The organism is Vibrio sp. WZ-1 (assembly GCF_052037695.1).
GTDB lineage: Bacteria > Pseudomonadota > Gammaproteobacteria > Enterobacterales > Vibrionaceae > Vibrio.
Genome location: NZ_JBQEQR010000061.1, coordinates 13,693 through 38,697 on the forward strand (window position 1 = coordinate 13,693; position 25,005 = coordinate 38,697).

Genomic DNA, 25,005 nt, shown 5'->3' on the forward strand with positions numbered 1-25,005 from the left:
AACTTGAGATTATTCTTGTTATTTATTCAGCGGTCAGTAAATGGTGACGATATATATGTTCCTTTCACCTTTTATCGATACGGTAAACTCATCCGTCATTTGAGAAATTAATATAATACCTCTCCCTGAAGGCAACCAACTGTTTTCATCGAGCAAGTTGGGGGCTTCAATCTGCTTAGAGATGCGACCTTTGAACGTATCGTCATCAATACCGCTTCCATAATCAGCCACGCGCAGTTCAACTTTTGTTTTTTCCCCTCGAAGCACTTCGCATTCTAACTCAACCATTTTTCCTGCTTGTTCTTGGTAGGCATGAATAAACGCATTGTTCATTAGTTCTACCACACATAACTCCAACGCTTGCATGGCATGAGAAGAAACCGAATGTTGTTGAAGGAACTCAACCAATTCGAGACTCGCTTGGCGTGAAACTTCTAAAGACGCCTGATAGGATTTCTGAAATAGCGAACTTGTCGACTTAACGGCTTGCGATTGTGCACAGCCCAACCATTGCACTTTCAACAAGCTCACATCATCGTCGATTTCTGGTTTTCCTTGCCAGCTTTGCACTTGCTCCAAAACGGAATTGGTTTGTGCCTTTTCTGGCATCGCTTTACTCCCTTCGATGTTAGCTAGCAGTCGGTCAATGCCGTAAAGCTCCTCGCCTTGCTTGGCTTCCAATAAGCCATCGGAGAAGAACCAAAGCGCGTCATTGGGCTTGAGTTGGATACTTCCACCTTGGTACATCATCGGCTCCAATGCCCCGACGATGAAGTTGTTGTCACCAACAAGTTCCAAGCGGTTTTGTTCCGTCTGTTGCCAAACAAATTTAGGATGTCCTGCAGTGCAATAATTCAGTTCACCAGTTTCGGTGTTCAACACGGCGTATTCGATAGTGAAATAGAGCTTGCTGTTTTGCGTTTGCTGGTAACGTCGATTAAGCCTTTCAATCACAGCAGCAGGCTCACTGATGCGGTATTCGTTGTCGCTCCAGTCTAACGTTATCGACTCCGATTTGTTACGTTGTGACAAAGTTTGTTGAATCGAGAATGCCATCAACGCCGAAGAAATACCGTGCCCGGAGACATCGAAGACATAAAACGCAACGTGGGACTCATCCAGCTCGACATAGCCCAACATGTCCCCACCGATCTTGGTACAAGGGACATAAGTGAAGCTAAATTGTGCCGTGTGAATTTGTTCTTCCACGGGCAACAGTTGCCCCATTAACTCTCCGGCAGAATCCAAATCCTGCTGAATGGTTTGATACGCTAAATCGAGCTCTTGGTTTTTTGTCGTGAGCGTGTTGTGCAGTTCTAAGGTACGAAAGCCCGCTCGGATGCGCGCTTGTAGTTCCTCTACAGATGTCTTCTTGTCGACAAAGTCATCGGCGCCTGCATCCATGCCTTTGATGATGGATTCTTGATCGTTACGGGAAGAGAGAAGAACAAAGAAGATATAACGAGAAAACGCCGACGATTTAAGCTCACGGCAAAGCTCAATGCCACTGATACCCGGCATCATCAAATCACTGAGGACAAACTGAATGTCAGTTCGGTGAGTCAGCACTTCTAACGCAGACTCACCATCTTCAACGGCAATGACCTCGTACCCTTGCTTTTGCAATGCACTGGTCATGTAGAGCAAGACCGTTTTGCTGTCGTCGACCAACAATATGGACTTCATACCTCTCCTTGCCTGTTTGCTTTATGGCAACACACTACTTATGGATTGCTCATCTCTGAAACGGCTGTAATCTTCCGCTAAAAGTTGATGTTGATAACGAGTGTAAGACAACGCCTCATTCGAGATGACGATTTGGTTTTCTTTTTCCATCAATTGCCCACGCAGCAACTCGATTTGTTGATGCTGCTGACTGTGGTTTTGATACATGGCAACGAGTCCGCACACAGACGCTACGAGCAGCGTACACAACACGCCATTGATGGTTTTACTTCGAACACGCATAACCTCTCCTTGTCGCTTGGTGTCCTTCATTACTTGGTGAAGTCCAATAATGATTGGGACGTCTACAAACTAAGAACTCAAGGTTCCAAAACGCCGTGAGAGCCAATTGATGTTGTTGCATTAACAGAGTTAATTATAGGAGAAAGGCAGAAAAAGAAGAGAAAACCTGAACAAATTGAAGATCTTTGCGCTTAAAACGACAAAAAGCAGCAAGTCTACAAAAGCCTTGCTGCTTAGAAAAATCACGCTAGAAGTTAGCCTTGAAACGCTTCACGCACCGATACTTGTTCAAACCAACGTGCAATATTTGGGTAGGTTTCGAACACTTCAATACTCAAACCATTTACGGCAAAACCAACAAAAATGTAGCCGGTAATGTCTACGATGGTGAAGTTGTCCGTGGCGATGTGCTCGCTTTCTGATAGGCGCTTGTCAAGAATTGGTAGGAATTCTAATACGCGAGATTTCGACTCGTCACCCCACGCAGCCACACAGTTTTCACGGTCTTGGTAAATTGCTGTGATATTGCGAAACGCCTGAAAAGCCGTGTACAAACCTTGGAATTCGACAACGCGATGCCACATTTCCACCTGAGCACGTTCGAGCTGGTTAGCACCAAACAGCGCCAGATCATTTTCAAACGCTTCATCTAGGTAGCGACAAATCGCCACGCTTTCACAGATCGTCGTGCCATCATCCAATTCCAGTAGAGGCACTTTGCCGTTCACACTTTTCGATTTAAACGCTTCAGATAGGTTATCGCCCTCGCGCACATTCAGCGCTACTCGCTCAACCTCTCCACCGATTTCCTTTAGAAAAATGCTAACTCGCTTACAACTTGGAGTCATTGCGGTTTCATACAGTTTCATTTCACATCCTTTTATCTTTTTCTAACCGATTGGTTAGGATATACTGTAGTCAGTTTATAAACGATCAGTCAAGAACTTCATTATCAAAAATTTTCAAACAGTTTTGGGTCTGTTTGCTGAGCGAGATTTTTGATGCCGTTTGTTAGTTCACATGAATTTGGGGGCTGATACCCAAGAATAGATGGGTATTCATCATATTGGTTCAGTTCGAACGCTAGAGGTTCTCTGTACCATCCCTCCAAAGCAATTTAATTACCCGATAAGCAGACCCAGGCAGGTAATTTATGGCAAGAAAAGCCAACTTCGACCGAGATGAAAAGCTTCTCGTGGCTATGGATGTGTTTTGGCGCAAGGGCTTTGCGAACACGTCTATCTCGGATCTCACCGACGAGTTGAACATCAACCGCTTCAGCCTTTACAACACCTACGGTGACAAGCAACAGCTCTACTACGAAGCGCTCGATACCTACTTGAAAAAGGTCTCGCTACCTTCACTGAATGATCTGGAAAAAGACGACGCGTCTTTACCTGAATTAGAATCGTTCCTTAAATCTTTTGCTGAGCTGCAACGCAAACGCAGCTGTGGGTGTTTTATCCAAAATGCGTTGATTGAGCACGCTGATGAAGACGATGACGTACTGCGCAAAGGGCATTTTTTGTTTGACCATCTTATCGACATCATCGCGGATGCGCTGACCAATGCACAAAAAGAAACCTTAGTGCCGAAAACGCTGAAACCAGAAGAGCTTGCTCGTTTTGTTCTCAACAACATGCAAGGTATGCGCGTGCTTGGCAAAGCCAAACGTTATGCCGATTTGGATACGGCGCTTTCCTGCTTGCTGGTTTTGATTAGGAAGTAACATGTCGATTGAAGTGATAGCAGTACGTCTTACCAAAGGCATGGACTTAAAGCTGAGCCTAGCGAAATTGGTCGAGCAGCATGGTATCAAAGCAGGCTCGATTGCCTCATGCGTTGGCTGTGTCTCTGACCTCAACCTTCGTTTGGCAGGTGCAGAGGGTACGTTAACCAAACAAGAGCCATTTGAAATCGTCTCTGTGATGGGAACCCTAACGCCTGAACATCAACACGTTCATATCTCGGTATCTGATCGTGAAGGACGAGTTTGGGGTGGGCATTTGCTAGAAGGTACAGTGATTGATACTACCGCAGAATTGATCATCCATTCTTATCCAGAACTTGAGTTTACCAGAGCGATGGACGAATCGACTGGCTATACCGAACTACAAGTGAATCCTTCCAAATAGCAAAAAGCTCCAGAGCCTTACTGTGCTGTCTCTGGAGCTTTATTCGCTTATCTCTTACGCTAAGAATTTACTCATATCGAGCAAGCTAATTTCGAGGATCATTTTTCGACTAAGTAACAAACCTGATTATCGTCGACCGTTACTTGCCACGTTTTTAGGCAGTGCGCATCGTCTTCCAAACATTGCCCGCTCTTTAAGCTGAAATGCTGTTTGTACAGTGGTGATGCAACACACATCTCACCATCAATATCACCGACAATCCCTCGACTCATCACATAAGCCTTACCAATTGGGTCCCAATCCTGAACTGCGTAAACACCGCTATCAGGAATGTAGAATAACGCGACATGCTCACCTTCAATCAACACCGTGGCACCGATAAACGGCATTAAGTCATCAAGCTGACACAATTTCACTTTGGTTATTGCTGCCATTTACACCTCCTGTTTCACCGGAATACGCTGACCGCGCACACGCTGGTACGGTAAGACTTTGCTGCCCGACGTGCTGTTCAAAAAAGGACGGAAGCGTTGCAGTTTCTCAGGATTATCCAACGTACTCTTCCACTCACATTGATAGGTATCTATGACTCGTGCCATTTGCTCATCCAATGAATCACATAGGTTGAGAGAGTCATCCAGAATTACTTGTTTAAGGTAGTCTAAGCCCCCCTCCATGTTCTCCATCCAAACCGACGTGCGCTGCAAGCGATCTGCGGTACTGACGTAGAACATCAAGACTCGGTCGATCATAGTGATTAACTCTGATTTGGATAGGTCGGATGCAAATAAATCTGCATGTCGTGGCCTCATGCCGCCATTACCACAAACGTATAGATTCCAGCCGTTTTCAGTGGCGATCACCCCAATGTCTTTACTTTGCGCTTCTGCACACTCGCGAGTACAACCCGATACGGCAAACTTAAGCTTATGGGGCGCTCGCAATCCTTTGTAGCGGTTCTCTAACTCAATGGCTAAACCAACTGAATCATCAACACCATAACGACACCAAGTAGAACCCACACAAGATTTCACGGTGCGCACTGATTTGCCGTAGGCGTGCCCTGTTTCAAAACCAGCATCAATCAAGTTTTGCCAGATTTCAGGAAGCTGTTCTAACTGCGCACCAAATAAATCCACGCGCTGACCGCCAGTGATCTTGGTGTACAGATCGTATTGCTGAGCGACTTCACCAAGTACGATAAGTTTATCTGGTGTGATTTCGCCGCCCGGAACACGAGGCACTATCGAGTAAGAGCCATCTTTTTGTAGGTTTGCCATAAAAGCATCGTTAGAATCTTGCAGAGATTGATGCTGTGGCTCCATGATGTGTTCATTCCACAAAGAAGCAAATACAGATGCTGCTGTCGGCTTACAGATATCACACCCATGCCCTTTGCCATGCAGTGCAATTAAGGTGTCGAAGTCTTTGATTTGTTCCACTTGGCAAATATGGAACATCTCTTGGCGACTTAACTCAAAATGCTCACAAAGGTGGTTGTTAACCTCTACCCCCATAGCTGCCAGTTGAGTATCCAATACCGACTTCACCATATTGCTACACCCACCACAGCCAGTACCGGCTTTGGTGTTGGCTTTGAGGTCCGTCAGGTTGGTGGTGCCAGCTTGTATCTCGGCAACTAAGTCACCTTTTGTGACGTTGTGACAAGAACAGATAATGGCGCTGTCTGGCATCTCTCCATCAAGCATTCCGGTATCAAACAGCAGGTTCGCCGCGTGGTCTGGCAGGACCGTTTTGTTCAAATAACACTGTAGGAGCGCATCGTAGTCGCTGTTGTCACCGACGAGAATCGCACCAAGTAATTGGGTACCACTCGCATCAACCACCAGCTTTTTGTAGATGCCTGCGACCGCATCTTGCAAGACCATTTCTTGTGCGCCTTCGGTTTGCATTTGTACATCGCCGATAGACGCCACATCCACCCCAAGCAGCTTGAGTTTGGTGCTCATGTCTGCCCCTTTGAAACCTTCGCTTGGCATCCCAGTCAAGACATCGGCAGTGGTTCTCGCCATGGTGTAACCGGGTGCGACTAAACCAAAGATCTTCTGCTCCCAAAGAGCACATTCGCCAATCGCGTATATGTTCTCATCGCTGGTTTGGCATTGGTTGTTAATCACAATGCCACCTCGCTCGCCTACTTCTAGCTCAGCCAGCCTTGCTAACTCATCTTGAGGGCGAATGCCTGCGGAGAAGACAATCACATCCACTTCGAGAGGATCTTTGTCTTTAAACACCATACGATGCTTAGCCGTTTCACCATCGCAGATTCGTTCCGTACCCGTTGAGGTGTGAACGGTTAGCCCTAGCGCTTCAATCTTCTCTTTTAGCACTAAGCCGGCACCATCATCTAACTGTACGGGCATCAGGCGAGGCGCAAATTCAATAACGTGAGTTTCTAACCCCAATAGTTTGAGTGCGTTTGCCGCTTCTAAACCCAACAATCCACCGCCAATCACGGCGCCCGTTCTTGCGCCTTCACATGCCTTTTTGATTTGTGAAAGGTCATCAAGAGTGCGGTAGACAAACACGTTATCGCGGTCTTTACCTTCAATTGGCGGCACAAATGGGTATGAACCGGTCGCGAGCACAAGTTGGTCGTAACCCAGCACATCTTCACCATCAAGTAGGATGCGCTTTTGCTCTCTGTCGATGCCAGTTACTTGGCTACCAAGTACGAGTTGGATGCCATGCATGTCGTACCATTCTTGATTACTCAGCATCAAATCATCATGAGACTTACCCGCAAATAAAGAAGAAAGTTGTACACGGTCATACGCGATAAAGCGCTCTGCACCAATCACGGTAATTCGGTGCTCCAAATGCGCGTTTTTCTGCACTAATTGCTCGACGAGGTGTTGCCCGACCATACCGTTGCCTACCACAACGATGTGGCTTAATGCGTTCTTTACTGGAATCGTTAAAGGACTGTTCATCGCTGCCTCCTTATGCCGTTTGCGCTGCGGTTTTGGGTTTGTCTTCTTTCGAAACAGGAATCTCGACTTTGGATTGCTTCTCGTAAAGGAACTTCAGCACCGCTTGTCGACACTTCTGATACTGCGCATCATCCGCCAGTGCGACACGCTCACGAGGGCGAGGTAGATTCACTTCTAACACTTCACCAATGGTTGCTGCCGGTCCGTTAGTCATCATCACGATTTTGTCGGATAGCAGCACGGCTTCATCCACGTCGTGGGTAATCATGATGACAGTGTTGTTTAGCTCGGCTTGAATCTTCATCAGTGCATCCTGTAGGTGTGCACGTGTTAACGCATCCAACGCGCCAAACGGTTCATCCATCAGTAGAACCTTCGGTTGAAGTGCCAGTGCTCTCGCGATGCCGACTCGCTGCTTCATACCCCCGGAGATTTCATCCGGCTTTTTGTGCGCGGCATGCTGCATTTGAATCAACTCTAAATAGTGGTTCACTTGCTCCTGAATCCACGCTTTGCCCTTTTTGCCAGCAATTTGTTTTACTGCGAGCTCAACGTTTTGATACACGGTTAACCAAGGCAATAATGAATGGTTTTGGAACACCACTGCGCGGTCGGGTCCCGGTCCTGCCACCTCTCGTCCATCGACGATCACGCCGCCGTCTGTTGGCATGTGTAGACCCGCAACTAAGTTCAATACCGTTGATTTACCGCAGCCAGAGTGGCCAATCAGGGATACAAACTCACCTTTATTGATTTGTAAATCGACGTTCTTAAGCGCGATGAACTCGCCATCTGGCGTTGGGAATCGCATCCCTAATCTCGTTAGATCTAATAATGCTTTTTCCATGATCTTTTCCCTTATCTCAACGCTTGTTGTTTATTCCAAGACAGCCACTTTTGAAGTTGCAACATGCCTCTATCGAGCATCAATCCAATAAAGCCGATTGTGATGACTGCGACCATAATACGACCCAATGATGCCGAGCTGCCGTTTTGGAATTCATCCCAAACGAACTTGCCTAACCCTGGGTTCTGAGCGAGCATTTCTGCCGCAATCAACACCATCCAAGCGATACCTAAAGAGAGACGTAAACCAGTGAAGATCATTGGAATGGCAGAAGGTAAAACGATGGTACGAATGTGCTGCCACCACGAAAGTTGAAGCACTTTGCTCACGTTGATTAAGTCTTTATCAACGCTCGTTACACCCACAGCGGTATTAATCAGCGTCGGCCATAAGCTACACAGCGCCACAGTGATCAGTGAGTTGATGAACGACTTAGCAAACATCGGATCATCACTCACATAAGTGGCACTCACGACCATAGTGACGATAGGCAGCCAAGCCAAAGGTGATACAGGCTTGAGCAATTGAATGATTGGGTTGAACGCTTGATACAACCCCTGATTAAGACCAAGCACGATGCCAAGCGGAATCGCGATAACCGTCGCCAACAAAAAGCCCGCAGTTACAGTCACTAAGCTTGTTATGATTTGGTCGAAGAACGTCGGCTTACCTGTGTAAGGACGAATCTTCACTTCCGCGTCTGGATTCTTGGCTAACTTCGCAGCATTTCGTTTTTCCTGACGTTCGATAAACGCTTGTTCCTTTTCTCGCTCTTGCCAATGGTCATCGACAAGGTTGCTGAACTGCTGAAAAGTTTGCACCGGTCCCGGTAGCGTACCTAATGAGGTTTGCACTTCTCTCGCTGCTAAGTGCCACATTGCCAAAAAGATCAGCAAACCAATGACGGGTAAAAGCACCAACCGACTTCGGTTCACTACCTGCTTAGCAGGAAAAAGGGAAATGACATTACTAGACATACTCACTCCTAAGAAATTTACATCCTTGTTGCCACAAGCGAATCCTCTCGCCTGTGGCGTTTATCTTTATCGTTATGGTTAAACCTTGTCTTTTCCTTTCAGCCCGATAGAGAACTTCTCTAGATATTTATTTGGCTCGCGACCGTCATAAACGATGTTGTCTATAAAGTGTGTTTGCGGCGCACGGAAACCATCTTCAGCACTGAAATCTGGGAAGTCTTTTTTGCTCAACACACCATCTGCAATCAGTGCTTGAGCCGCTTGTTGGTAGATATCTGGACGGTAAACCTCTTTTGCGACATCCATGTACCAATCATCGGATTTCTCGCTTGAGATTTGTCCCCAACGGCGCATTTGAGTCAGATACCAAATCGCATCGCTGTAATACGGATAAGTGGCGTTATGACGGAAGAACACGTTGAAGTCTGGCACGTCTCGTTTGTCGCCTTTCTCGTATTCAAACGTGCCGGTCATTGAGTTGGCAATAACTTCGGCATCGGCTCCGACGTATTCGCTTTTTGATAGCATCTTCACTGCTTCTTGGCGGTTGGCATTGTCGTTTTCATCCAACCAATGTGCAGCTCGAATCAAGGCTTTCACTACGCGAATGTGCGTGTTTGGATACTTCTCAGCCCAAGCTTTAGAAACACCAAATACTTTCTCTGGGTTGTTCTTCCAGATCTCGTAATCGGTCACGACGGGCGTACCAATGCCTTTGAATACAGCTTGTTGGTTCCATGGTTCGCCTACGCAGTACCCTTTGATCGTGCCCGCTTCCATTGTTGCTGGCATTTGTGGTGGCGGTGTAACACTCAATAGGACGTCAGCATCCAACTGGCCACTGTTATCGCCTGATTCTGGGGCATAAAAGCCTGGATGAATCCCACCTGCCGCTAACCAGTATCGCAACTCATAGTTGTGCGTCGATACAGGGAACACCATGCCCATGTTGAACGGTTTGCCTTTATCCAGATAGCTGTCGACCACAGGCTTCAGTGCATCCGCTTTGATTGGGTGAACAGGTTTGCCATCTGGTTGTTTTGGAATGTACTGCTTCATCTGTTCCCAAGTATCATTGGAAACCGTGATTGCGTTGCCGTTCAAATCCATACTGAACGCGGTAATCACTTCTGCTTTTGTGCCGACACCAATCGTTGCGCCCAATGGCTGACCAGCAAGCATGTGCGCGCCAGCAAGCTCACCATCGATGACTCGGTCTAATAGCACCTTCCAGTTTGCTTGCGCTTCTAAAGTGACGTACAAGCCTTCGTCTTCAAAAAAGCCTTTCTCATAAGCAACCGCCAGCGGTGCCATATCGGTTAACTTAATAAAACCAAACTTCAGGTCTTCAATTTCTGGCTCACCCAACTCTGCCTTTACGCTGACCGTGGTGAATACCGATAACGAAATTGCTGACACTTTCAGCATCGAACTCCATTTCATTGGTTTGCTCCCATAAAAAAAGCGCCACTACTCCAAAGAGCAGTAGCGCCGTTGCTAAGTCTACAATTACCGCCGTTGATAATTGAGATAAGCGATTCAACAATAAACCCAAATCTACTAATCCAATTACTGTGCCAACTTATTTTTCACTGTAAATACAATAGATTAGTATATATTGCCGTTTGTTATTCCCTGTTATTGCTTGCTGATAGTGCAACACGCACCACGTTAGAAAATACACCCTAACCCCAAAGTGGTAGAGCAACTAATCAAGCACCTCCAAAGTTGTTATCAAATTCTTGGCAACTTGTGCGAGCGTTTGGCTCGATTGCATGGCTGAATTTCTAAGCGCTTTATAAGCCTGTTCTTCATCAACGCTGTGCATCTTCATCAGCAGGCCTTTGGCTTTTTCCACCAGCTTGCGCTCTTCAATCTTGTGGGTCAGCGATTCAATTTCCGATTGCATACTTTCGAATTTCGCTCTCACTAATGTCGCATGTTCAATCCAAGGTTGAAGTGCAAACTCACTATCGTGCGGCATAAGAACATAGTCCATTTTTTCCGATAAGCGATTGATATCATTGGATGATAATTGCTTTAAGACGATAAGAAGTGGTGCCGATTTTCTGCGACAGAAATCGACGATCAAACGCAGTTCCGCGGTTGGTTGCTGCCATCCAACCACAACGCTTGCCGACGGTTCTCGTTGCATTAGCGTTTCTAGTTGTGCCAATTGGCAGCCAATGATGTTGTCGTAATCTTTGCTCAATAAGCCGGACAATCGAGCCTGCTCTTGGAGGCTATCACAGCATACTATGATGGGTGTTTTTGACGTAGATTGAGTCATGCACATTCCTTGTTTATATCTCACTCACTAAGAGAGACATAACAAGGACTGTGCCAACTAAGGTTGAAGCGTTACTAACTGGAAGCGAGATGTTCTTTGAAGAATCCTAGTGTGCGTTCCCAGGCGAGCGCAGCTTCTTCTGGCGCATAGCGGGCTGTTGAGTCGTTATGGAAACCGTGATTGACGTTCTCATACATTAGCACTTGATACTGTGCGTCGGTTGCAATCAATTGCTGTTCATAAGCGGGCCATGTGTCGTTAACACGCTTATCGAGTCCTGCAAAGTGAATCATCAACGGCCCTTTGACTTGCTTTTGGATCTCTTGTGCCGCTGGTGTTCCATAGAAAGGCACACCTGCATCGAGCTCATCGGGTATCACTGCTGCAAGCATATTGACAATATAACCACCGAAGCAGAACCCGACCGCCCCCAACTTACCGTTCCCATCCTCGTGCTGTTTGATGAAATTAGCCGCCGCAATAAAGTCTTGCTCGATCTTGGCTCTGTCCATCTCTTTCTGCATGGCGCGACCCTCATCATCATTCCCCGGATAACCACCAAGTGGGTATAGGGCATCTGGGGCAAAAGCAATAAAGCCGTCTTTCGCGAGTCGCCTAGCCACGTCTTTGATATAAGGGTTCAATCCGCGATTTTCATGAATCACCAACACCGTCGGTGATTTTAAGGTCTTCTTCTGTGGCATTACCAAATAACCACGCCCTTCTCCATGCCCGTTTGGGGACGGGAAGGTTTCGTAGATTGCTTTGATGTCAGGATCGTTAAATGAAACTTGTTCTGCCAGTGCGTAATTCGGAGTTAACGCATCGACCAGTGCTGTCATGCTAAAACCCAGTACTGCGAGTCCACCAAGTCGATTTAGGAACTCGCGGCGTGAGATCTTTCCGTGAGCGTATTCATCGTACCAATCGAAGGCTTCTTGCGGGATAGGATGAGAAGCCTTTTGTTTGGGAGGGGTATGCTTTAGAACCATTATCCATGTCCTCTACGTCTTACCATATGTTTATTTCAAACTCTCAGCGGCGAAACGAAGTTGAACGCGACTGATTCTTGAACGGTGGTTTCACCCCTGATAAGGAACGCAGCGGTGAAACACACATTGGCGAGCTAGGATCTTTTACCTTCTTCAAACAATAGATAATGGATTCAGATTCAACAACTTTACGTCGTTGGTTTTGCATTCATTGACAATAGTACGTTATTGCTGGCCGCAATATGCTTGCCAGTAAGAGAAGGCGCGTTCGAATGCTTTTTCTCTTTCGTGCATTTGTGCAAATAGAACCACTGTCATCGTCGCTAAAACCGTATTCGCCATTTGGTTCATGTCATCTTCTGACGTACCAAACGGGCAATTTACTGGCATTGGCACCTCAGACAACATTTGCTCCGTCCAGTAGTGCGATGTCACGCCGCTTGTTTGGCTTAACCATACCGTTTGGCTTACTTTCGGGTTGTATTCTGACTCACCCGATTGTCCTTTGAATGACACAACGGCGTGAGCGGTTTGACCAATCTCATATTCGACTTCAGCATGAAGTTGTTGGAATCCAGGATGGAAGCTACCACGAATACCGACGGTCGCCTGCCCCGGGTTCAGTGCTCGAACCACGGTATTAATCGGCGTTCTAAGCCCATAACGATTCTTCCAACCAATCATGGTTTCTGCTTGAGGTGCAAACGAACTCAGCGGCAGATACACAATGTTTTGTGTTTCTAACACACGCTTCGCGTCTTCTGCTGATTCCGCTTTGTTGATATCAAACTTGTCGAGGTAATCTTCTGCGTGTAAACGACCAGATTGACGATCGTGATAGCCGTGCATCAGCACTTTATGACCATTATCGGCGAGAATCTTCGCTGCCAACAGGTGCCAAGGCTGACCTGCCGCTTCACGTTTGCCTGCATAACATGGCCAGTCAATGTCTGCACCAATAGCAGGCATGCGGGATTGGAATGCTTTCACAAAGCCTGCGATTTCTTGTTGAGTCTCGTTCTGTACGCGGATCAGCATCAATAACATCGCCATCTGATCGTCGTCGCACTCTCCGTTTAGGTATTCATCCATAACTCGAAACGCTTGGTCAAAGTTCAGTGGTTTTCGTCCACGTTCACCACGACCGACTGTTCTGATACACTCCAAAATGCTGCTCATATTCCCTCGTATTCCGTCACTGACTGTACGGCTTCTATTAGTTGTTCGCGCAGTTTGACAACTTCTCCCATCACAATCAATGCTGGGCTCACGCCCTTAAGTGTAATCGATAAATCATTGAGCTGATTGAGCTGTGTAACGTGCACTTGTTGTTGAGGGCTACAACCATGAGTGATGATCGCGACAGGGAAATCTGCTCTCAAACCGGAGTTGATTAAACCCGTTTGTATTTGCGATGACTTTTCTAACCCCATATAGAAGACTAACGTTTGTCCGCTTTGCATCAGTTGGCTCCACGCTTCAAATGCGCCTGTTACCACTTGCCCTGTCACAAAGGTAACGCTGCGAGCAACGCCACGATGAGTCAGCGGAATCAAGCTGTTTGCTGAACATCCAATCGCAGCGGTAATACCCGGTATGACTTCGTACGCGATTGAGTGTTTGACGAGCGCTAACGCCTCTTCGCCTCCACGACCAAATACGAAAGGATCTCCCCCTTTTAAGCGTACAACTCGCTTTCCTTGTTGAGCGAGCGATACCATCAAGTCACAGATTTCTTCCTGACCTATACTAGGTTGTCCGCATCGTTTGCCCACGTAAATCCAATCGGCTTGTGGCGAAGCCAACTCCAAAATATCTTTGTTAACCAAACGGTCGTACAGCAGAACCTCTGCCGACATAATCGCTTTCACAGCCTTCACGGTTAACAAGTCAGGATCGTGCGGCCCTGCCCCAACAATCGAGACAAAACCTTTGTGGTTCGCATCTAGACCTGCGGAGTGATTTTCTAAAAGTTGGTTCAGTTTGCTTGCTTGGTCATGCTTAGAAAAGCGAGACGAGCCTTCTTGTTTCTGACTCGCTTGTCCTTTCTTAAACCAAGACTTTTGATAAGGCGCTTCCATGTGCTTATCCTCTTTATGACTTACTTTATTTGAATAGCCAAACTTTGCTGGTTCGCTTGCTGTTTGCCCTTTTGATGCTGATGGCTGTCGACCATTTGTTTGATTTGAGAAACGCACGAGCCACAGTTAGTCCCGCATTTGAGTTTGTTTTGAAGTTGAGTCAGTGACGTGCAGTCTTGTTTCTCCATCGCGTCATGTATTTGTTTATCGGTGACACGGAAACAACTACAAACCAGTTTGGCACTGCTTTGCGATTGAGTGATGGTAAGCAGTTGCGATAGCTCCGTCGGTTTGCCAATCAAGCCGGTAAAGTTGGTGTAGTCGGTTTGAATCGGTTCGCTAGACACCACCAAAACAGAACGAATGATACGAACGTCTCCAACGAGGTCGTAATCCACCGCTAGCCAACCTTGGGCAATATCTATCGTAATCCTGCGGCTCTTTTCTGCTCGACAAAAACTCTGCTTTTTTGGTCGTTTATGGTGTGCAAAGCGCCAAATGCCCAGATTGCTTTCTGATTGAAATGCGCTGTAGAGAAACTTGCCGGAATCAAACTGTGTACCGATAAACATACCGTAGGTTTTTACCGCCGCGCCCTGCACTTCAACATAAGACGACTTAAATGCAGGCTGCCCAGAAAGAGGGTCTTTTGCGCTGTTTATTATCGCGTTAACACTGCTTTCGCCGCCATATCGACCCGCCCAGTGCATTGACATAAACAGCTCTTGAAAACCTAAACCTTCATCAATGGCAACTTTGGCATAAATGCTGGTGTTTGAAGCAGGCTGAAACAGCTTGGTGAGTTGTCCTGCTTTTAAGCGATTTTGAGTAGCAGAGAGTGTGTTCATGTACACGGTTGGTTCTAACTCAGAGGCTGCAAGGTGGGCGATATGACCTGTGCGCGTCATGGTATGCCATTGGTCGCGTTGCCTGCCCGTATTGAGCCACCAGCCTTTTGTTCTCTCTAAACGCGTCGGAGATTCACTGGTCACGACAAAACGCGCTTTACCATCTGGGTGCGAATAGACGCCATCAGCAAAAGGACGCTCTCCTCCCCATTGTGTTGGCATCCACTCTTCGTATTCTTGCTCGGTTAAGTTCGCGTGTTGAGACAGGTCGAACTTCAAAGGTGAATCTGCATTCATGCCTGTCATCGCCGCATATTCCCTGAATACCGCCCGCTCAGAAGTAAACGCAAAGCCATTTTGTGTCTTTTCCAATGCACACAGAGCTTGTCCGACTTGGCTTATCGCCCACCAATCTGATTTTGCTTCACCCGGAGGCGTTTGAAACTGGCGCTGCCTTGAAAGTCGACGCTCAGAGTTGGTCACCATGCCTTGCTTCTCCCCCCAGCCAGCGGCGGGCAGCAACAGGTCCGCGTAATGCGCGACATCCGAATCCGCTGTGATATCGGAAACAATCACAAACGGACAAATCTCTAGTGCTCGTTTTACCAATTGGTTATCTGGCAAAGAGACAACAGGATTGGTTGCCATGATCCACAGAACTTTAATCTCACCACGTTCTACCGCCTCAAACAGTTCAACGGCTTTTAAACCGGGCTGAGTGGCAATTTCTGGTGAATCCCAAAACGCCTGCACTTGCTTGATAGACTCTGCGTCAAAAGCACGATGAACCGCTAATTGATTTGCCAATCCACCAACTTCTCGTCCACCCATCGCATTCGGCTGACCTGTAATAGAAAACGGCCCGCAACCTGACTTGGCAATTTTACCTGACGCCAAATGTGCATTAATAATGGCATTGCCTTTATCGACACCATTTTCGGCTTGGTTTACCCCTTGGCAAAACAATGTGATTGCGGTTGGGCTTTGTGCGAACCATTGGAAGAATGTAGTGAGTTTTTCTTCTGAAATGCCAATGGAAGACGTTAGATTAGCGACACTGTAACGCGAGTCGAAAACTTCTTCTGCAAGCGCATCAAACCCGTCGGTATAGGAATTTATGTACTTAGATTCAATGCATTGCTGCTCGATAAGAAACTTGAGCAGCCCATTAAAAAGTGACACATCCCCATCGTTTTTAATCGGTAGATGCAAATCCGCTTGCTGCGCTGTGACCGTTTCGCGCGGGTCAATGACCACCAGCTTGAGGTTAGGATTGTTTTCTCTCGCTTGTTGAATACGTCGAAATAAAACAGGGTGCGTCCAAGCGGTATTCGCACCGCAGATGACCAACAGCTCGGTATTATCAATGTCGTCGTAATTGACGGGAACGACATCTTCGCCAAATGCTCGTACATGAGCCGCAACCGCCGAAGACATACACAAACGCGAGTTAGTATCGATGTTTGCGCTGCCAACATAGCCTTTCATGAGTTTGTTGGCGACGTAATAGTCCTCCGTTAGCAACTGACCTGACACGTACATCGCGACGGAGTCAGGTCCAAACTCCGCTTTTGCTTGATGGATCTTTTCAGCAATCAGATCCGTAGCCTGTTGCCATTGCACTTCCCGTCCTTGAGTTCGCTGCTTAGTGATAAGCTTTGGATACAACAAACGCGAAGGCATATTCAAGCTCTCTGCCAACGCGACGCCCTTTACGCACAGTGACCCTGCATTCGCAGGATGGCATGCATCTCCAACTATTCCTTTCGCATTAACCTCGACACCACATCCAACACCACAATAGGGACAAGTGGTTTTCTTGCATCCTTGCGACATTCCGCCCCCTGATTCTTTCCTTAGAATGACGAGCTACAAGCGAAAAAAAACCTCTCCCGAAACGAGAGAGGCTGCATTGCCTATAAAAGCTCAAAAAGTAATACCCTATCCGCTTCACCGCCTGCTAAGGGAAAGCGGCGCATCGAGTTAACGATGAACATAATCTAAATTGCAAACCCGATGCCAATTTTATATTTAACTATATTTCAATAACTTAACAAAACAAGCTTTCACTTTATAATTGGCAATGCACTGATTAGGTGCGAGTTTGAATCACAGAAGTGCAAGATTAACGGGCTAGTGCCATGACCAGTCTCGGCTCTCCATCACCGAAATAATCTTCTTCTTTTTCCAGAACCTTAAAGCCTAATGAAGTGTACAACTTGTAAGCCGGCGCATTGTTTGGGTCGACAGTCAGTTTGACGACAGAACCCGCGCTGGCTTTAGTTAGAGCCGCTTCTACAAGTAAACGTGCAATCCCTTTGCCTCTATGTTGGCTATCAACCGCAAGTGACAAGATCCAATGTGTGTTTTGCTCATCGCTTGTCGCCATCAGTACATAACCCTTAATTTGCTCTTCTTCTTTGGCAATCAATAAGCCTTGCGGCCAACAATCAAATGCTTGCCGAAAGAAAAATCGAGGGTAAGCGTGATGACCAAACAATTTCTGCTCTAGCTGAAAAATAGCGTCAAGATCTGACTTTTGGGTAATAACTAATTCCATGATGTTTTGGTTCTATGTTCTGATCTAAAGTGTAATATCTGAGATTAATACTGAAGCTTAATATTTTTCAGCCAGTTAAACTAATAGTTCTCTATCACCCTGACTAAAATGCAAGTAGTAACAATACACCATTTAATGGAACAGCATTCCTATTAGAGTTTACTTATTGCCATAATTTTGTAAAATGTTTCGCGCACTTACAGATAGAAATAACAAAAAAGGTGCATGACAGAGCCTATTAATGGCTCGTTACTTACTAGTTAGTTTTGTCCTATTATTAGTTTCAACTATTTTTATAAGGCTAACTTTTTGTTTTTATTATTCTTTATTTTAAGTGTAGTTGATTAATGTCGTTATACTGTCTCGAACAAAGTCGTTCTGCGTTCGACAAGAAACTATCCATTTGGCAGTGGCTGGGAATACAAGTCCTACTATTTGTTGCCGTTCAAGTCAGCTTCGTTATTTCAAGCTTTTTTGTCGTGTCTAAAGACAGCGTCCAGGTGCTGTCATTCACTGCTGCTTTAGTCGTATCTGCTTTACTTAGATCTGGTTGGAAAGCACTACCGACACTTTGTGTTAGTTTACTGTTTTACTATTTAGTAGTATCCGGACGACCTATTAACGTTGCACTATTGTTTTCGTCTCTTCTTCCTTGCATCCCGCTTGTATTTACTGCTCTATATAAAAGAGCGCTGATCTCTATTGAAGACTCAAACTATACGTTAAAGCTTGGGTATTATGTGCTTATTCTCGGCCTGCTTTATCCAATAGCGAACACTGTCACGCTATGGAGTATGAGCCATATATATATTGAGCACTCCCCACTATCTTTTGACTTTTTCTCTTACTCAATACTCAGTGGCGTACTCACACACATGACCCTGACCCCTCTGTTGAGTCTGGGCTTTAGCTATGCTCTTGATGGTAATAAGTCTCCTTATTTCAGGCTAGATCTCACTATGCTGAAGAGTCAACCCTCTCAACAAGGTTATCGAGTATGGCTCATTATTTGTGGGATGATATTGCTTGGAGCGGTTACGTCACATAACCCACTTTTGATCAATACACTCTGTCTATCTTTGCTCTGTTTAGTGGGAGTCGGACTTGGTAAGTTCGGTTTGATTAGACCATTTCTCGTCGCATCAACTACATTATTGATTTGTGTAGAAAATATAGTAAATCAATACAATGCTGAGCTTATCCAACAAGAGCATTTATACAGCATGCTTTTGGTCTTGTTTGTATTGTCGATGCTAACATTTCTGCTTGGCGCCCACACAATTAAAAACTATATAACAGCACGTCAAGCCGTAGAAAAAGAGCGTGTTGACAGTTTTACTGGCCTACACACACTCTCTCAACTGCAAGAGGATATATCGTCAAAATCTAATGCGGTTTTGATATATATCGACTTAAAGCCAACACTTTCAAAATTAAATGGATTAGGCCACCAAGGCCAAGCTCAGTTGATGAGACAATTGAGCCAATACCTCGCACAAAACACAGAGTACTTGCAGCGTGCTTACTTGCCGCCTTTTGCAAATGGTTTGATATGTTTCGCTCCACGTCTTCCGTACATTAATACTGAGCTTAAACAGCTGATTCAATTACTTGATGACTTCTACTTCTATTTTGAAGATAGCTCGGTGAGTTTAGTGAAACGAACCATTCAGTGTGTCGATATTGCTGAAAGTGACAATGTCGAAGCTTTAGTTTCCAAACTGTGTCAGCAACTACCTCAAAGCAATCTAGCGATTAACTGGCTAGACGCAGCAAGCACAAGCAAAAGTAAACTCAACAAGCTCAGCTTCATTCAATCTTGTTTTAGAGAAAACAAGTTTGAATTGTACTGCCAGCCATATCTAGCGTTGAATGCGGAAAATACCGGGAGCTATTTTGAAGTTCTACTCAGATTGAACCAAGATGGTTCACGCGTCATGTCGCCAGCTGAGTTTTTTCCATTAATTCATGAATTTGGACTCGAGATTGAACTGGACGAATGGGTAATTACCAATACATTTTGCAAATTGAGCCAGAATATCGTCGACTGGGACAACTTAGGGAAATGCTCCATAAATTTGACAGCAAAAGCATTAAACTCTCCGGCACTGGCACATAATATTCGACTGCACGCCGATATATATGGTGTTCCCCTCAAAAAGGTATGTTTTGAGATCACTGAGTCAGATGCGCTTCGAAATGAATCCATAGCTATAGAGAATCTCTCTCTATTGAGAGAGGCTGGTTGTACTATTGCCTTAGATGACTTTGGCACTGGTTATGCGAATTTTGACTATCTGCGTCGCCTGCCACTTGATGTACTTAAAGTGGATGGTTCTTTTGTCAAAGATATTGTTAATAGTGAAAATGACCGAATTATCGTTCAAGCCATCAGCCAAGTCGCTAGCAGCATGAAGCTTGTAACGGTAGCCGAGTTTGTAGAGTCAGAAGCACACATAGAGACACTAGAATCACTAAATATTCAGTTTGCTCAAGGGTTTGGCGTTGCTAAGCCACTTCCTTTGCAGGGCTACCTTAAAAAGTTATCGAACAAATCTTAACCACAACATCTAAAACCAAAAAATCATTAAATTTCACGATATAGTTTCAGTTTATGCATCTCAAATTAGAACTATATATCGCTTTTTTCAAATTTTCATGGTTCGATAGTTTACACCTTTACCTTTTCACTAGCATGATTCACCACCACGCCAATGTGATAACAATCACTAAAACATATAACATCCGCGCGATTATTATTTTTATAAAGGCGAGTTTTAAGTGAAAGAATCTCGAGAAACGTTAAATTTTAGTGAATTAAACACAACAACTACTTGGACGAAACATGATACTCATTGGGTATTAAGTCTGTTTGGTACGGCCGTGGGTGCTGGCATTCTATTTCTTCCGATTAACTTGGGCATCGGTGGTTTCTGGCCGTTGGTTGTTATGGCGCTCCTCGCTTACCCAATGACTTACTTAGCACACCGAGGCCTTGCTCGTTTTGTATTATCATCAAAAATCAAAAACGCCGATTTTACAGATGTTGTTGAAGAGCACTTTGGCGCGAAATCTGGTCGTTCAATCTCAATCTTATACTTTCTTTCTATCTTCCCAATTCTACTTATCTATGGTGTGGGCATCACCAACACTGTTGACAGTTTTATGGTTAACCAAGCTGGTATGGCGCCGCTACCACGTCCGCTATTGTCAGGAGTGCTCGTGTTTAGCTTGATTGCTATCATGATGGCGGGTGAGAAAGTGATGCTGAGAGCATTCGCAATGATGGTATTCCCATTGGTTGCGATCTTGGCATTCCTCTCATTTTATCTTATGCCTAACTGGAGCATGCCCGTCATGCAAGCGCCGGAAATGGGGTCGTTTTCTAGCACGATGTGGTTAGCTATTCCTGTAGTTATCTTCTCTTTCAGCCACGCTGCTGCTATTTCAACTTTTGCGAATGTACAACGCCGACACTACGGTGAAGGTGCTGATGTAAAATCCGAACTGATTCTACGCCGTACAAGCGTTATGCTGATTGCTTTCGTGCTTTTGTTTGTTTTCTCATGTGTGCTTGCGCTTTCTCCAGAGCAATTGGCTGAAGCAAAAGCTGAAAATGTATCAGTATTGTCTTACCTAGCAAACGCTACAGAAAACCCTTTCATTGCAACGCTTGGTCCCCTCGTTGCGTTTGTTGCGATTACCTCCTCATTTTTAGGTCACTTTCTTGGTGCACGTGAAAGCCTGAATGGGTTAATCACTAAGCATTCCAATATGCCAAAGCAACGTGTTGATCGAATTAGTATCGTGGTGCTGTTTGTGTCTATTTGGATTGCTGCAATCATGAACCCGAGCATTCTAGGCATGATGGAAGCTTTGTCGGGCCCCGTTATTGCCATGATCTTGTTTATTATGCCGATGCTGGCGGTATACAAAGTGGAAGGGCTACAGAAGTATCGTGGGAAAGTATCAACTTACTTTGTACTGATAACAGGCATTGTTGCAGTAAGTGCGTTGGTTTTTAGCTTACTGAGTTAAGAATAAGAACTTAGACGTAATTTTCAGGGGAATACCTTCTTGTTATTAAGGTAATTCCCTGAATTTTTTGTTGGTTTTCTTATTAGTAACTAGCAGTTACTAGCTCATGGGATGAGAGTGAAAACCCCTGCAATCATTAGCACTGATGCGATACAAGTACGACCGATAATACCGAAACGGGATGGTTGAATCATTTCGTTGTGCATAGGCAATCTCCAATATTGTTAGAAAAGCCACTTTTCATGGCTTAATAACACTATGTCCAAAAACGACTTTCTGCACAATACATATAAATATTAAATATTTATGACAGCAACATGAACATTAATAGATGGCGTATTTTTCCTATGATATGGTTGCTGCTGCCATCACATGAACTCTGGATAAGTTGCTCTCATGAAGCGCTGCTCATCTAGCATGTTTTTGAAGCTTGGCCCTTCTTCGAGTTTCACAATCACTTCGTTTGCTTCCAACCTCAATACATGACCAGTAAGCTTTAACTCTGTATTATCATGTAAGGATAGTTCCCCTCTGACCTTACCCCCTACAGCGTCTAAAAAACGGTGAGCTTTCAGTAACCTTAAACCTTGTTCCGATAATTCAGTAACCGAGTATCTAGTACCAGAGATATGTAAACTTGGCCTCGCACAATTCGGATACTGTAATCGATAATACGCACGTTGTTGTGTGGACTTCCCTGCCACTCCCCCAGATAAAGACGTTGTGAATCTATTCATAACCGCCCTCCTAAGCATATCCTTATTGTTGGATGTCATTTCTCGAGATTTTAAAATCTACTCTCGTTCACTACACTACAGCTTGGTTGTAGTGAGTTGTGCAACTTATATACCACAACTTAATTTTCAAGAAATGCAACTTTATAAATGCTATATTACCAATGTCTTTGCATCATTCTCGGTAATAATCTCTTATAAATGCATCTACTTTCTTATTCAAAGCTTCGTTTAGTAATTCTAGCTGCTTTTCTCATGTCTCTCCCTTTTCTTTCTGTAGCAAAGGAAGACAAAAAGCACTCGTGTTACTTAATGCAAAATACGACAGCTGAAGATCTTCCCACACTGCAGTTTTATTTCGACTCGATCGGTAAACCCAAAGCGCTCAAAAACGCTGAGCTAGAACTACCTGAGCCCAAGTCTCCTCAAGCACAAGCATTATATCACTTCGCTCGTATCTATTTGGAACGCTACGAAGGTGTTCCGATATCTGATCTACCTGACATGGTAGCCTTTGGGGAAAAGCACCAACTTCAATGGGTTGTTGCCGAAGCCAAGTTAAACAAAGCGATTGAGTACATCGAGACTGACGATATCTGGCAAGGCGAACTGCTATTACATGATGTGATCAATATTAGCCGTGAAATTGGATACAAGGCTCTACAAGGCCGAGCCTTCCGGTGGCTTGGTAATGCAGAAGTTCGCCGCTCGCAAGTACAAGCGGGTATGAGACACTATCGTACCGCATTTGAATTATTAGATGATTCGCATTTTGAGATTCAAGTTGCAATGACACTCAATAATATTGCTTCTGTGTACATGGAAACATCCGATTGGGTGCGAGCTGAGAACTATATTAATCAAGCAATCAAAACTTATCTCAACAAGTCCAATCATTTTGACAATAGTCTTTTTCTTGGCATTCTTTACGCAAACAAAAGTGTCATTGAGTTTGCCAAAAAACGGTATTCAGAATCAGAGTTTTATTTTGAGCAAGCCGTTAATTTAAGTATGGAGACGGGATCTGATCGCCTAAAGCACACATCACTAGCCAATCTCTCTCAGCTTTTAAGTGCAATGGGCAAAACGACGGATTCTCTTTCACTCGCCCAACGTTGTTTATCACTTCCGACAACTAATCCCAATAGCGGTATCAAAGTATCTTGTTATGAAGCATTCTCAGAGGCTTATTTGAAAACCAGTGAGTTTGACCTTGCGATAGACAATGCAAACAAAGCACTTGAACAAATGGAACTCACTTTAGCTCCCGAATCGAGGGAAAAAAGGGATATGCTCTTAGTACTAGTTCAAGCAAATCAAGGCTTACGACAATATGAACGGGCTTTTCATTACCTATCGAAACTTAGAGATTTAGAAAAAGAATATGCAGACCATACCAATGGCGAAGAGATGCTAGATATCAAGCTCAATTTGGAAGCTAAGTTAGCCCAAAAAGAGCTGAAATTATTAGAAGCGCAGAATGCTCTGCAAGCATCTAAACTGCAAGCCCAACGATATAGAGACATTTTCTATTTCTTATCACTCATTGGCCTTGCATGTCTAGGAGTAAGGTATGTGTCTCGCATAAATAAAGTGAACCGAGAGTTAGCGGAGCAAAACGTAATTGATCCTTTAACTCACGTCCACAACCGTCGTTACTTACCCTATTGGCTTAATACCATGGCCAATACAGCACCAGAACGCCAGTTTTCTTTAGCTATCATTGATATCGACTATTTTAAAAAGTTTAACGATACGTATGGCCACGATAAAGGAGATCAAATGCTAAAGCATGTATCTTCTGTAATGAAGCAATCTATTCGCTCCAAAGATCTACTAGCACGTTGGGGAGGAGAAGAGTTTGTCTTAGTCTTCGAAGCGCAAAACATCGATGAATGCTCAAAAACTCTTGAAAGACTTAGGAAATCAGTTGAAAACGAGAAGCTTAACGTTGATAGTTTAAACTTGAGTGCAACTATCTCAATTGGAGCAATAAATACAATTAACATTGCTATGCTCAACCATCATTGGGATGATTATTTCAAATCTGCTGATCAAGCTCTCTACGAAGCAAAGCAAGCAGGAAGAAACCAATACAAAATCAATTCCGGTTAAATTATGAAGAAACGTCTATTAGTCACGACCATTGCCACTTTGCTCATTACTGCATGCTCTAACCAACAAGCTGCTGAAATGGGCATGCGAGGTAGTAGTGTTAATGTATATGCACAACAGATGAGCAACATGCAGCTATGTGAGACATTGTTTTATAAGCGCCAAACAAACCAGACTTTGGCAGCAATTGGCTCTGAATTTAACCGTCGCGGTTTGAACAAAAAGTGGTGTGAGCAAGAACGCAATAAATGGTACATCGAAAAATGGGTCGATACATTGCTCACAACGAAAGAAAATAACCACACTGAGGCAGAGGTTGCAATACAACCTGCTATATGAGCTCCTCACACCTCTAAGTAGCGAGAATAATCGCTACTTTTTTGCTACTTTTTACCTCTCTTCCCCACCTCTATTATCTAGAATCTTGCGTTCTATCAACCCCTAAACGTTATTACAACGCGATCCG

General features: G+C 44.8%; 21 protein-coding genes. 6 read left to right on the forward strand and 15 right to left on the reverse strand.

Annotated features, from left to right (window positions below; translation table 11 throughout):
* Positions 1-33 precede the first annotated feature (33 nt).
* From ACTS60_RS06155 to ACTS60_RS06165, 3 genes are all read right to left on the reverse strand, one after another.
* A complete protein-coding gene (locus ACTS60_RS06155; protein WP_440887516.1) occupies positions 34-1,686 on the reverse strand; it encodes a SpoIIE family protein phosphatase in 1,653 nt (550 codons plus the stop codon).
* Between the two features lie 21 nt (positions 1,687-1,707).
* Positions 1,708-1,968: a hypothetical protein gene (locus ACTS60_RS06160; RefSeq protein WP_009696295.1), complete on the reverse strand. Its 261-nt coding sequence runs from the start codon at positions 1,966-1,968 to the stop codon at positions 1,708-1,710.
* A 254-nt stretch (positions 1,969-2,222) separates the two neighbouring features.
* Positions 2,223-2,837, reverse strand: coding sequence for a glutathione S-transferase (locus tag ACTS60_RS06165; protein WP_440887517.1), 615 nt, complete (start codon positions 2,835-2,837; stop codon positions 2,223-2,225).
* 284 nt (positions 2,838-3,121) lie between these two features.
* Between ACTS60_RS06165 and ACTS60_RS06170 the strand changes: the two genes are divergently transcribed.
* Both ACTS60_RS06170 and ACTS60_RS06175 read left to right on the forward strand, forming a co-directional pair.
* Positions 3,122-3,697 carry a TetR/AcrR family transcriptional regulator gene (locus ACTS60_RS06170; RefSeq protein WP_440887518.1) on the forward strand — a complete coding sequence of 192 codons (576 nt, stop codon included), beginning with the start codon at positions 3,122-3,124 and terminating at the stop codon, positions 3,695-3,697.
* A gap of 1 nt (position 3,698) precedes the next feature.
* Positions 3,699-4,103, forward strand: coding sequence for a PPC domain-containing DNA-binding protein (locus ACTS60_RS06175; protein ID WP_440887519.1), 405 nt, complete (start codon positions 3,699-3,701; stop codon positions 4,101-4,103).
* 98 nt (positions 4,104-4,201) lie between these two features.
* Here the strand turns inward: ACTS60_RS06175 and nirD are convergent, their stop codons facing one another.
* The 11 genes from nirD to ACTS60_RS06230 all read right to left on the reverse strand — a co-directional run bounded on the left by nirD (position 4,202) and on the right by ACTS60_RS06230 (position 17,652).
* A complete protein-coding gene (gene nirD / locus ACTS60_RS06180) occupies positions 4,202-4,537 on the reverse strand; it encodes a nitrite reductase small subunit NirD (RefSeq protein ID WP_440887520.1) in 336 nt (111 codons plus the stop codon).
* The gene (gene nirB / locus ACTS60_RS06185) at positions 4,538-7,057 is read right to left on the reverse strand and encodes a nitrite reductase large subunit NirB (protein WP_440887521.1); all 2,520 of its coding nucleotides are present in this window, start codon (positions 7,055-7,057) and stop codon (positions 4,538-4,540) included.
* Between the two features lie 10 nt (positions 7,058-7,067).
* Positions 7,068-7,904 carry an ABC transporter ATP-binding protein gene (locus ACTS60_RS06190; protein ID WP_053053060.1) on the reverse strand — a complete coding sequence of 279 codons (837 nt, stop codon included), beginning with the start codon at positions 7,902-7,904 and terminating at the stop codon, positions 7,068-7,070.
* A gap of 11 nt (positions 7,905-7,915) precedes the next feature.
* Positions 7,916-8,881 carry an ABC transporter permease gene (locus ACTS60_RS06195; protein WP_005375889.1) on the reverse strand — a complete coding sequence of 322 codons (966 nt, stop codon included), beginning with the start codon at positions 8,879-8,881 and terminating at the stop codon, positions 7,916-7,918.
* Between the two features lie 78 nt (positions 8,882-8,959).
* The gene (locus tag ACTS60_RS06200; RefSeq protein WP_440887522.1) at positions 8,960-10,324 is read right to left on the reverse strand and encodes a CmpA/NrtA family ABC transporter substrate-binding protein; all 1,365 of its coding nucleotides are present in this window, start codon (positions 10,322-10,324) and stop codon (positions 8,960-8,962) included.
* 265 nt (positions 10,325-10,589) lie between these two features.
* A complete protein-coding gene (locus tag ACTS60_RS06205) occupies positions 10,590-11,171 on the reverse strand; it encodes an ANTAR domain-containing response regulator (protein WP_012842515.1) in 582 nt (193 codons plus the stop codon).
* Between the two features lie 74 nt (positions 11,172-11,245).
* Entirely contained in the window at positions 11,246-12,163 is a 918-nt protein-coding gene (locus ACTS60_RS06210; protein WP_440887523.1) for a dienelactone hydrolase family protein, read from the reverse strand.
* Between the two features lie 225 nt (positions 12,164-12,388).
* Complete coding sequence (locus tag ACTS60_RS06215) at positions 12,389-13,342, reverse strand: glycosyl transferase family protein (RefSeq protein WP_407833225.1); 954 nt, start codon at positions 13,340-13,342, stop codon at positions 12,389-12,391.
* Complete coding sequence (gene cobA, locus ACTS60_RS06220) at positions 13,339-14,244, reverse strand: uroporphyrinogen-III C-methyltransferase (RefSeq protein WP_440887524.1); 906 nt, start codon at positions 14,242-14,244, stop codon at positions 13,339-13,341. The genes ACTS60_RS06215 and cobA overlap by 4 nt, the downstream gene beginning before the upstream one ends.
* Positions 14,245-14,264: 20 nt before the next feature.
* Positions 14,265-16,928 carry a nitrate reductase gene (locus ACTS60_RS06225; protein WP_440887525.1) on the reverse strand — a complete coding sequence of 888 codons (2,664 nt, stop codon included), beginning with the start codon at positions 16,926-16,928 and terminating at the stop codon, positions 14,265-14,267.
* A 289-nt stretch (positions 16,929-17,217) separates the two neighbouring features.
* Complete coding sequence (locus ACTS60_RS06230; protein ID WP_440887526.1) at positions 17,218-17,652, reverse strand: GNAT family N-acetyltransferase; 435 nt, start codon at positions 17,650-17,652, stop codon at positions 17,218-17,220.
* Positions 17,653-17,999: 347 nt separating this feature from the next.
* Here ACTS60_RS06230 and ACTS60_RS06235 point away from each other — a divergent pair, with 347 nt between their 5' ends.
* On the forward strand, positions 18,000-20,213 hold the full coding sequence (locus ACTS60_RS06235; RefSeq protein WP_440887527.1) for an EAL domain-containing protein: 2,214 nt from the start codon (positions 18,000-18,002) through the stop codon (positions 20,211-20,213).
* A 220-nt stretch (positions 20,214-20,433) separates the two neighbouring features.
* Entirely contained in the window at positions 20,434-21,690 is a 1,257-nt protein-coding gene (locus ACTS60_RS06240; protein WP_440887528.1) for an aromatic amino acid transport family protein, read from the forward strand.
* Positions 21,691-22,058: 368 nt separating this feature from the next.
* Here the strand turns inward: ACTS60_RS06240 and ACTS60_RS06245 are convergent, their stop codons facing one another.
* Positions 22,059-22,427: a PilZ domain-containing protein gene (locus tag ACTS60_RS06245; RefSeq protein ID WP_440887529.1), complete on the reverse strand. Its 369-nt coding sequence runs from the start codon at positions 22,425-22,427 to the stop codon at positions 22,059-22,061.
* A gap of 309 nt (positions 22,428-22,736) precedes the next feature.
* Here ACTS60_RS06245 and ACTS60_RS06250 point away from each other — a divergent pair, with 309 nt between their 5' ends.
* Positions 22,737-24,539, forward strand: coding sequence for a tetratricopeptide repeat-containing diguanylate cyclase (locus tag ACTS60_RS06250; protein ID WP_440887530.1), 1,803 nt, complete (start codon positions 22,737-22,739; stop codon positions 24,537-24,539).
* A 3-nt stretch (positions 24,540-24,542) separates the two neighbouring features.
* On the forward strand, positions 24,543-24,878 hold the full coding sequence (locus tag ACTS60_RS06255) for a hypothetical protein (protein ID WP_440887531.1): 336 nt from the start codon (positions 24,543-24,545) through the stop codon (positions 24,876-24,878).
* Positions 24,879-25,005 lie beyond the last annotated feature (127 nt).

What these genes read in the sequence shown, in the direction of transcription:
- ACTS60_RS06155 (WP_440887516.1), bottom strand. Translation starts at nt 1,686, where the DNA reads ATGAAGTCCATATTGTTGGTCGACGACAGCAAAACGGTCTTGCTCTAC.
- ACTS60_RS06160 (WP_009696295.1), bottom strand. Translation starts at nt 1,968, where the DNA reads ATGCGTGTTCGAAGTAAAACCATCAATGGCGTGTTGTGTACGCTGCTC.
- ACTS60_RS06165 (WP_440887517.1), bottom strand. Translation starts at nt 2,837, where the DNA reads ATGAAACTGTATGAAACCGCAATGACTCCAAGTTGTAAGCGAGTTAGC.
- ACTS60_RS06170 (WP_440887518.1), top strand. Translation starts at nt 3,122, where the DNA reads ATGGCAAGAAAAGCCAACTTCGACCGAGATGAAAAGCTTCTCGTGGCT.
- ACTS60_RS06175 (WP_440887519.1), top strand. Translation starts at nt 3,699, where the DNA reads ATGTCGATTGAAGTGATAGCAGTACGTCTTACCAAAGGCATGGACTTA.
- nirD (WP_440887520.1), bottom strand. Translation starts at nt 4,537, where the DNA reads ATGGCAGCAATAACCAAAGTGAAATTGTGTCAGCTTGATGACTTAATG.
- nirB (WP_440887521.1), bottom strand. Translation starts at nt 7,057, where the DNA reads ATGAACAGTCCTTTAACGATTCCAGTAAAGAACGCATTAAGCCACATC.
- ACTS60_RS06190 (WP_053053060.1), bottom strand. Translation starts at nt 7,904, where the DNA reads ATGGAAAAAGCATTATTAGATCTAACGAGATTAGGGATGCGATTCCCA.
- ACTS60_RS06195 (WP_005375889.1), bottom strand. Translation starts at nt 8,881, where the DNA reads ATGTCTAGTAATGTCATTTCCCTTTTTCCTGCTAAGCAGGTAGTGAAC.
- ACTS60_RS06200 (WP_440887522.1), bottom strand. Translation starts at nt 10,324, where the DNA reads ATGAAATGGAGTTCGATGCTGAAAGTGTCAGCAATTTCGTTATCGGTA.
- ACTS60_RS06205 (WP_012842515.1), bottom strand. Translation starts at nt 11,171, where the DNA reads ATGACTCAATCTACGTCAAAAACACCCATCATAGTATGCTGTGATAGC.
- ACTS60_RS06210 (WP_440887523.1), bottom strand. Translation starts at nt 12,163, where the DNA reads ATGGTTCTAAAGCATACCCCTCCCAAACAAAAGGCTTCTCATCCTATC.
- ACTS60_RS06215 (WP_407833225.1), bottom strand. Translation starts at nt 13,342, where the DNA reads ATGAGCAGCATTTTGGAGTGTATCAGAACAGTCGGTCGTGGTGAACGT.
- cobA (WP_440887524.1), bottom strand. Translation starts at nt 14,244, where the DNA reads ATGGAAGCGCCTTATCAAAAGTCTTGGTTTAAGAAAGGACAAGCGAGT.
- ACTS60_RS06225 (WP_440887525.1), bottom strand. Translation starts at nt 16,928, where the DNA reads ATGTCGCAAGGATGCAAGAAAACCACTTGTCCCTATTGTGGTGTTGGA.
- ACTS60_RS06230 (WP_440887526.1), bottom strand. Translation starts at nt 17,652, where the DNA reads ATGGAATTAGTTATTACCCAAAAGTCAGATCTTGACGCTATTTTTCAG.
- ACTS60_RS06235 (WP_440887527.1), top strand. Translation starts at nt 18,000, where the DNA reads ATGTCGTTATACTGTCTCGAACAAAGTCGTTCTGCGTTCGACAAGAAA.
- ACTS60_RS06245 (WP_440887529.1), bottom strand. Translation starts at nt 22,427, where the DNA reads ATGAATAGATTCACAACGTCTTTATCTGGGGGAGTGGCAGGGAAGTCC.
- ACTS60_RS06250 (WP_440887530.1), top strand. Translation starts at nt 22,737, where the DNA reads ATGCAAAATACGACAGCTGAAGATCTTCCCACACTGCAGTTTTATTTC.
- ACTS60_RS06255 (WP_440887531.1), top strand. Translation starts at nt 24,543, where the DNA reads ATGAAGAAACGTCTATTAGTCACGACCATTGCCACTTTGCTCATTACT.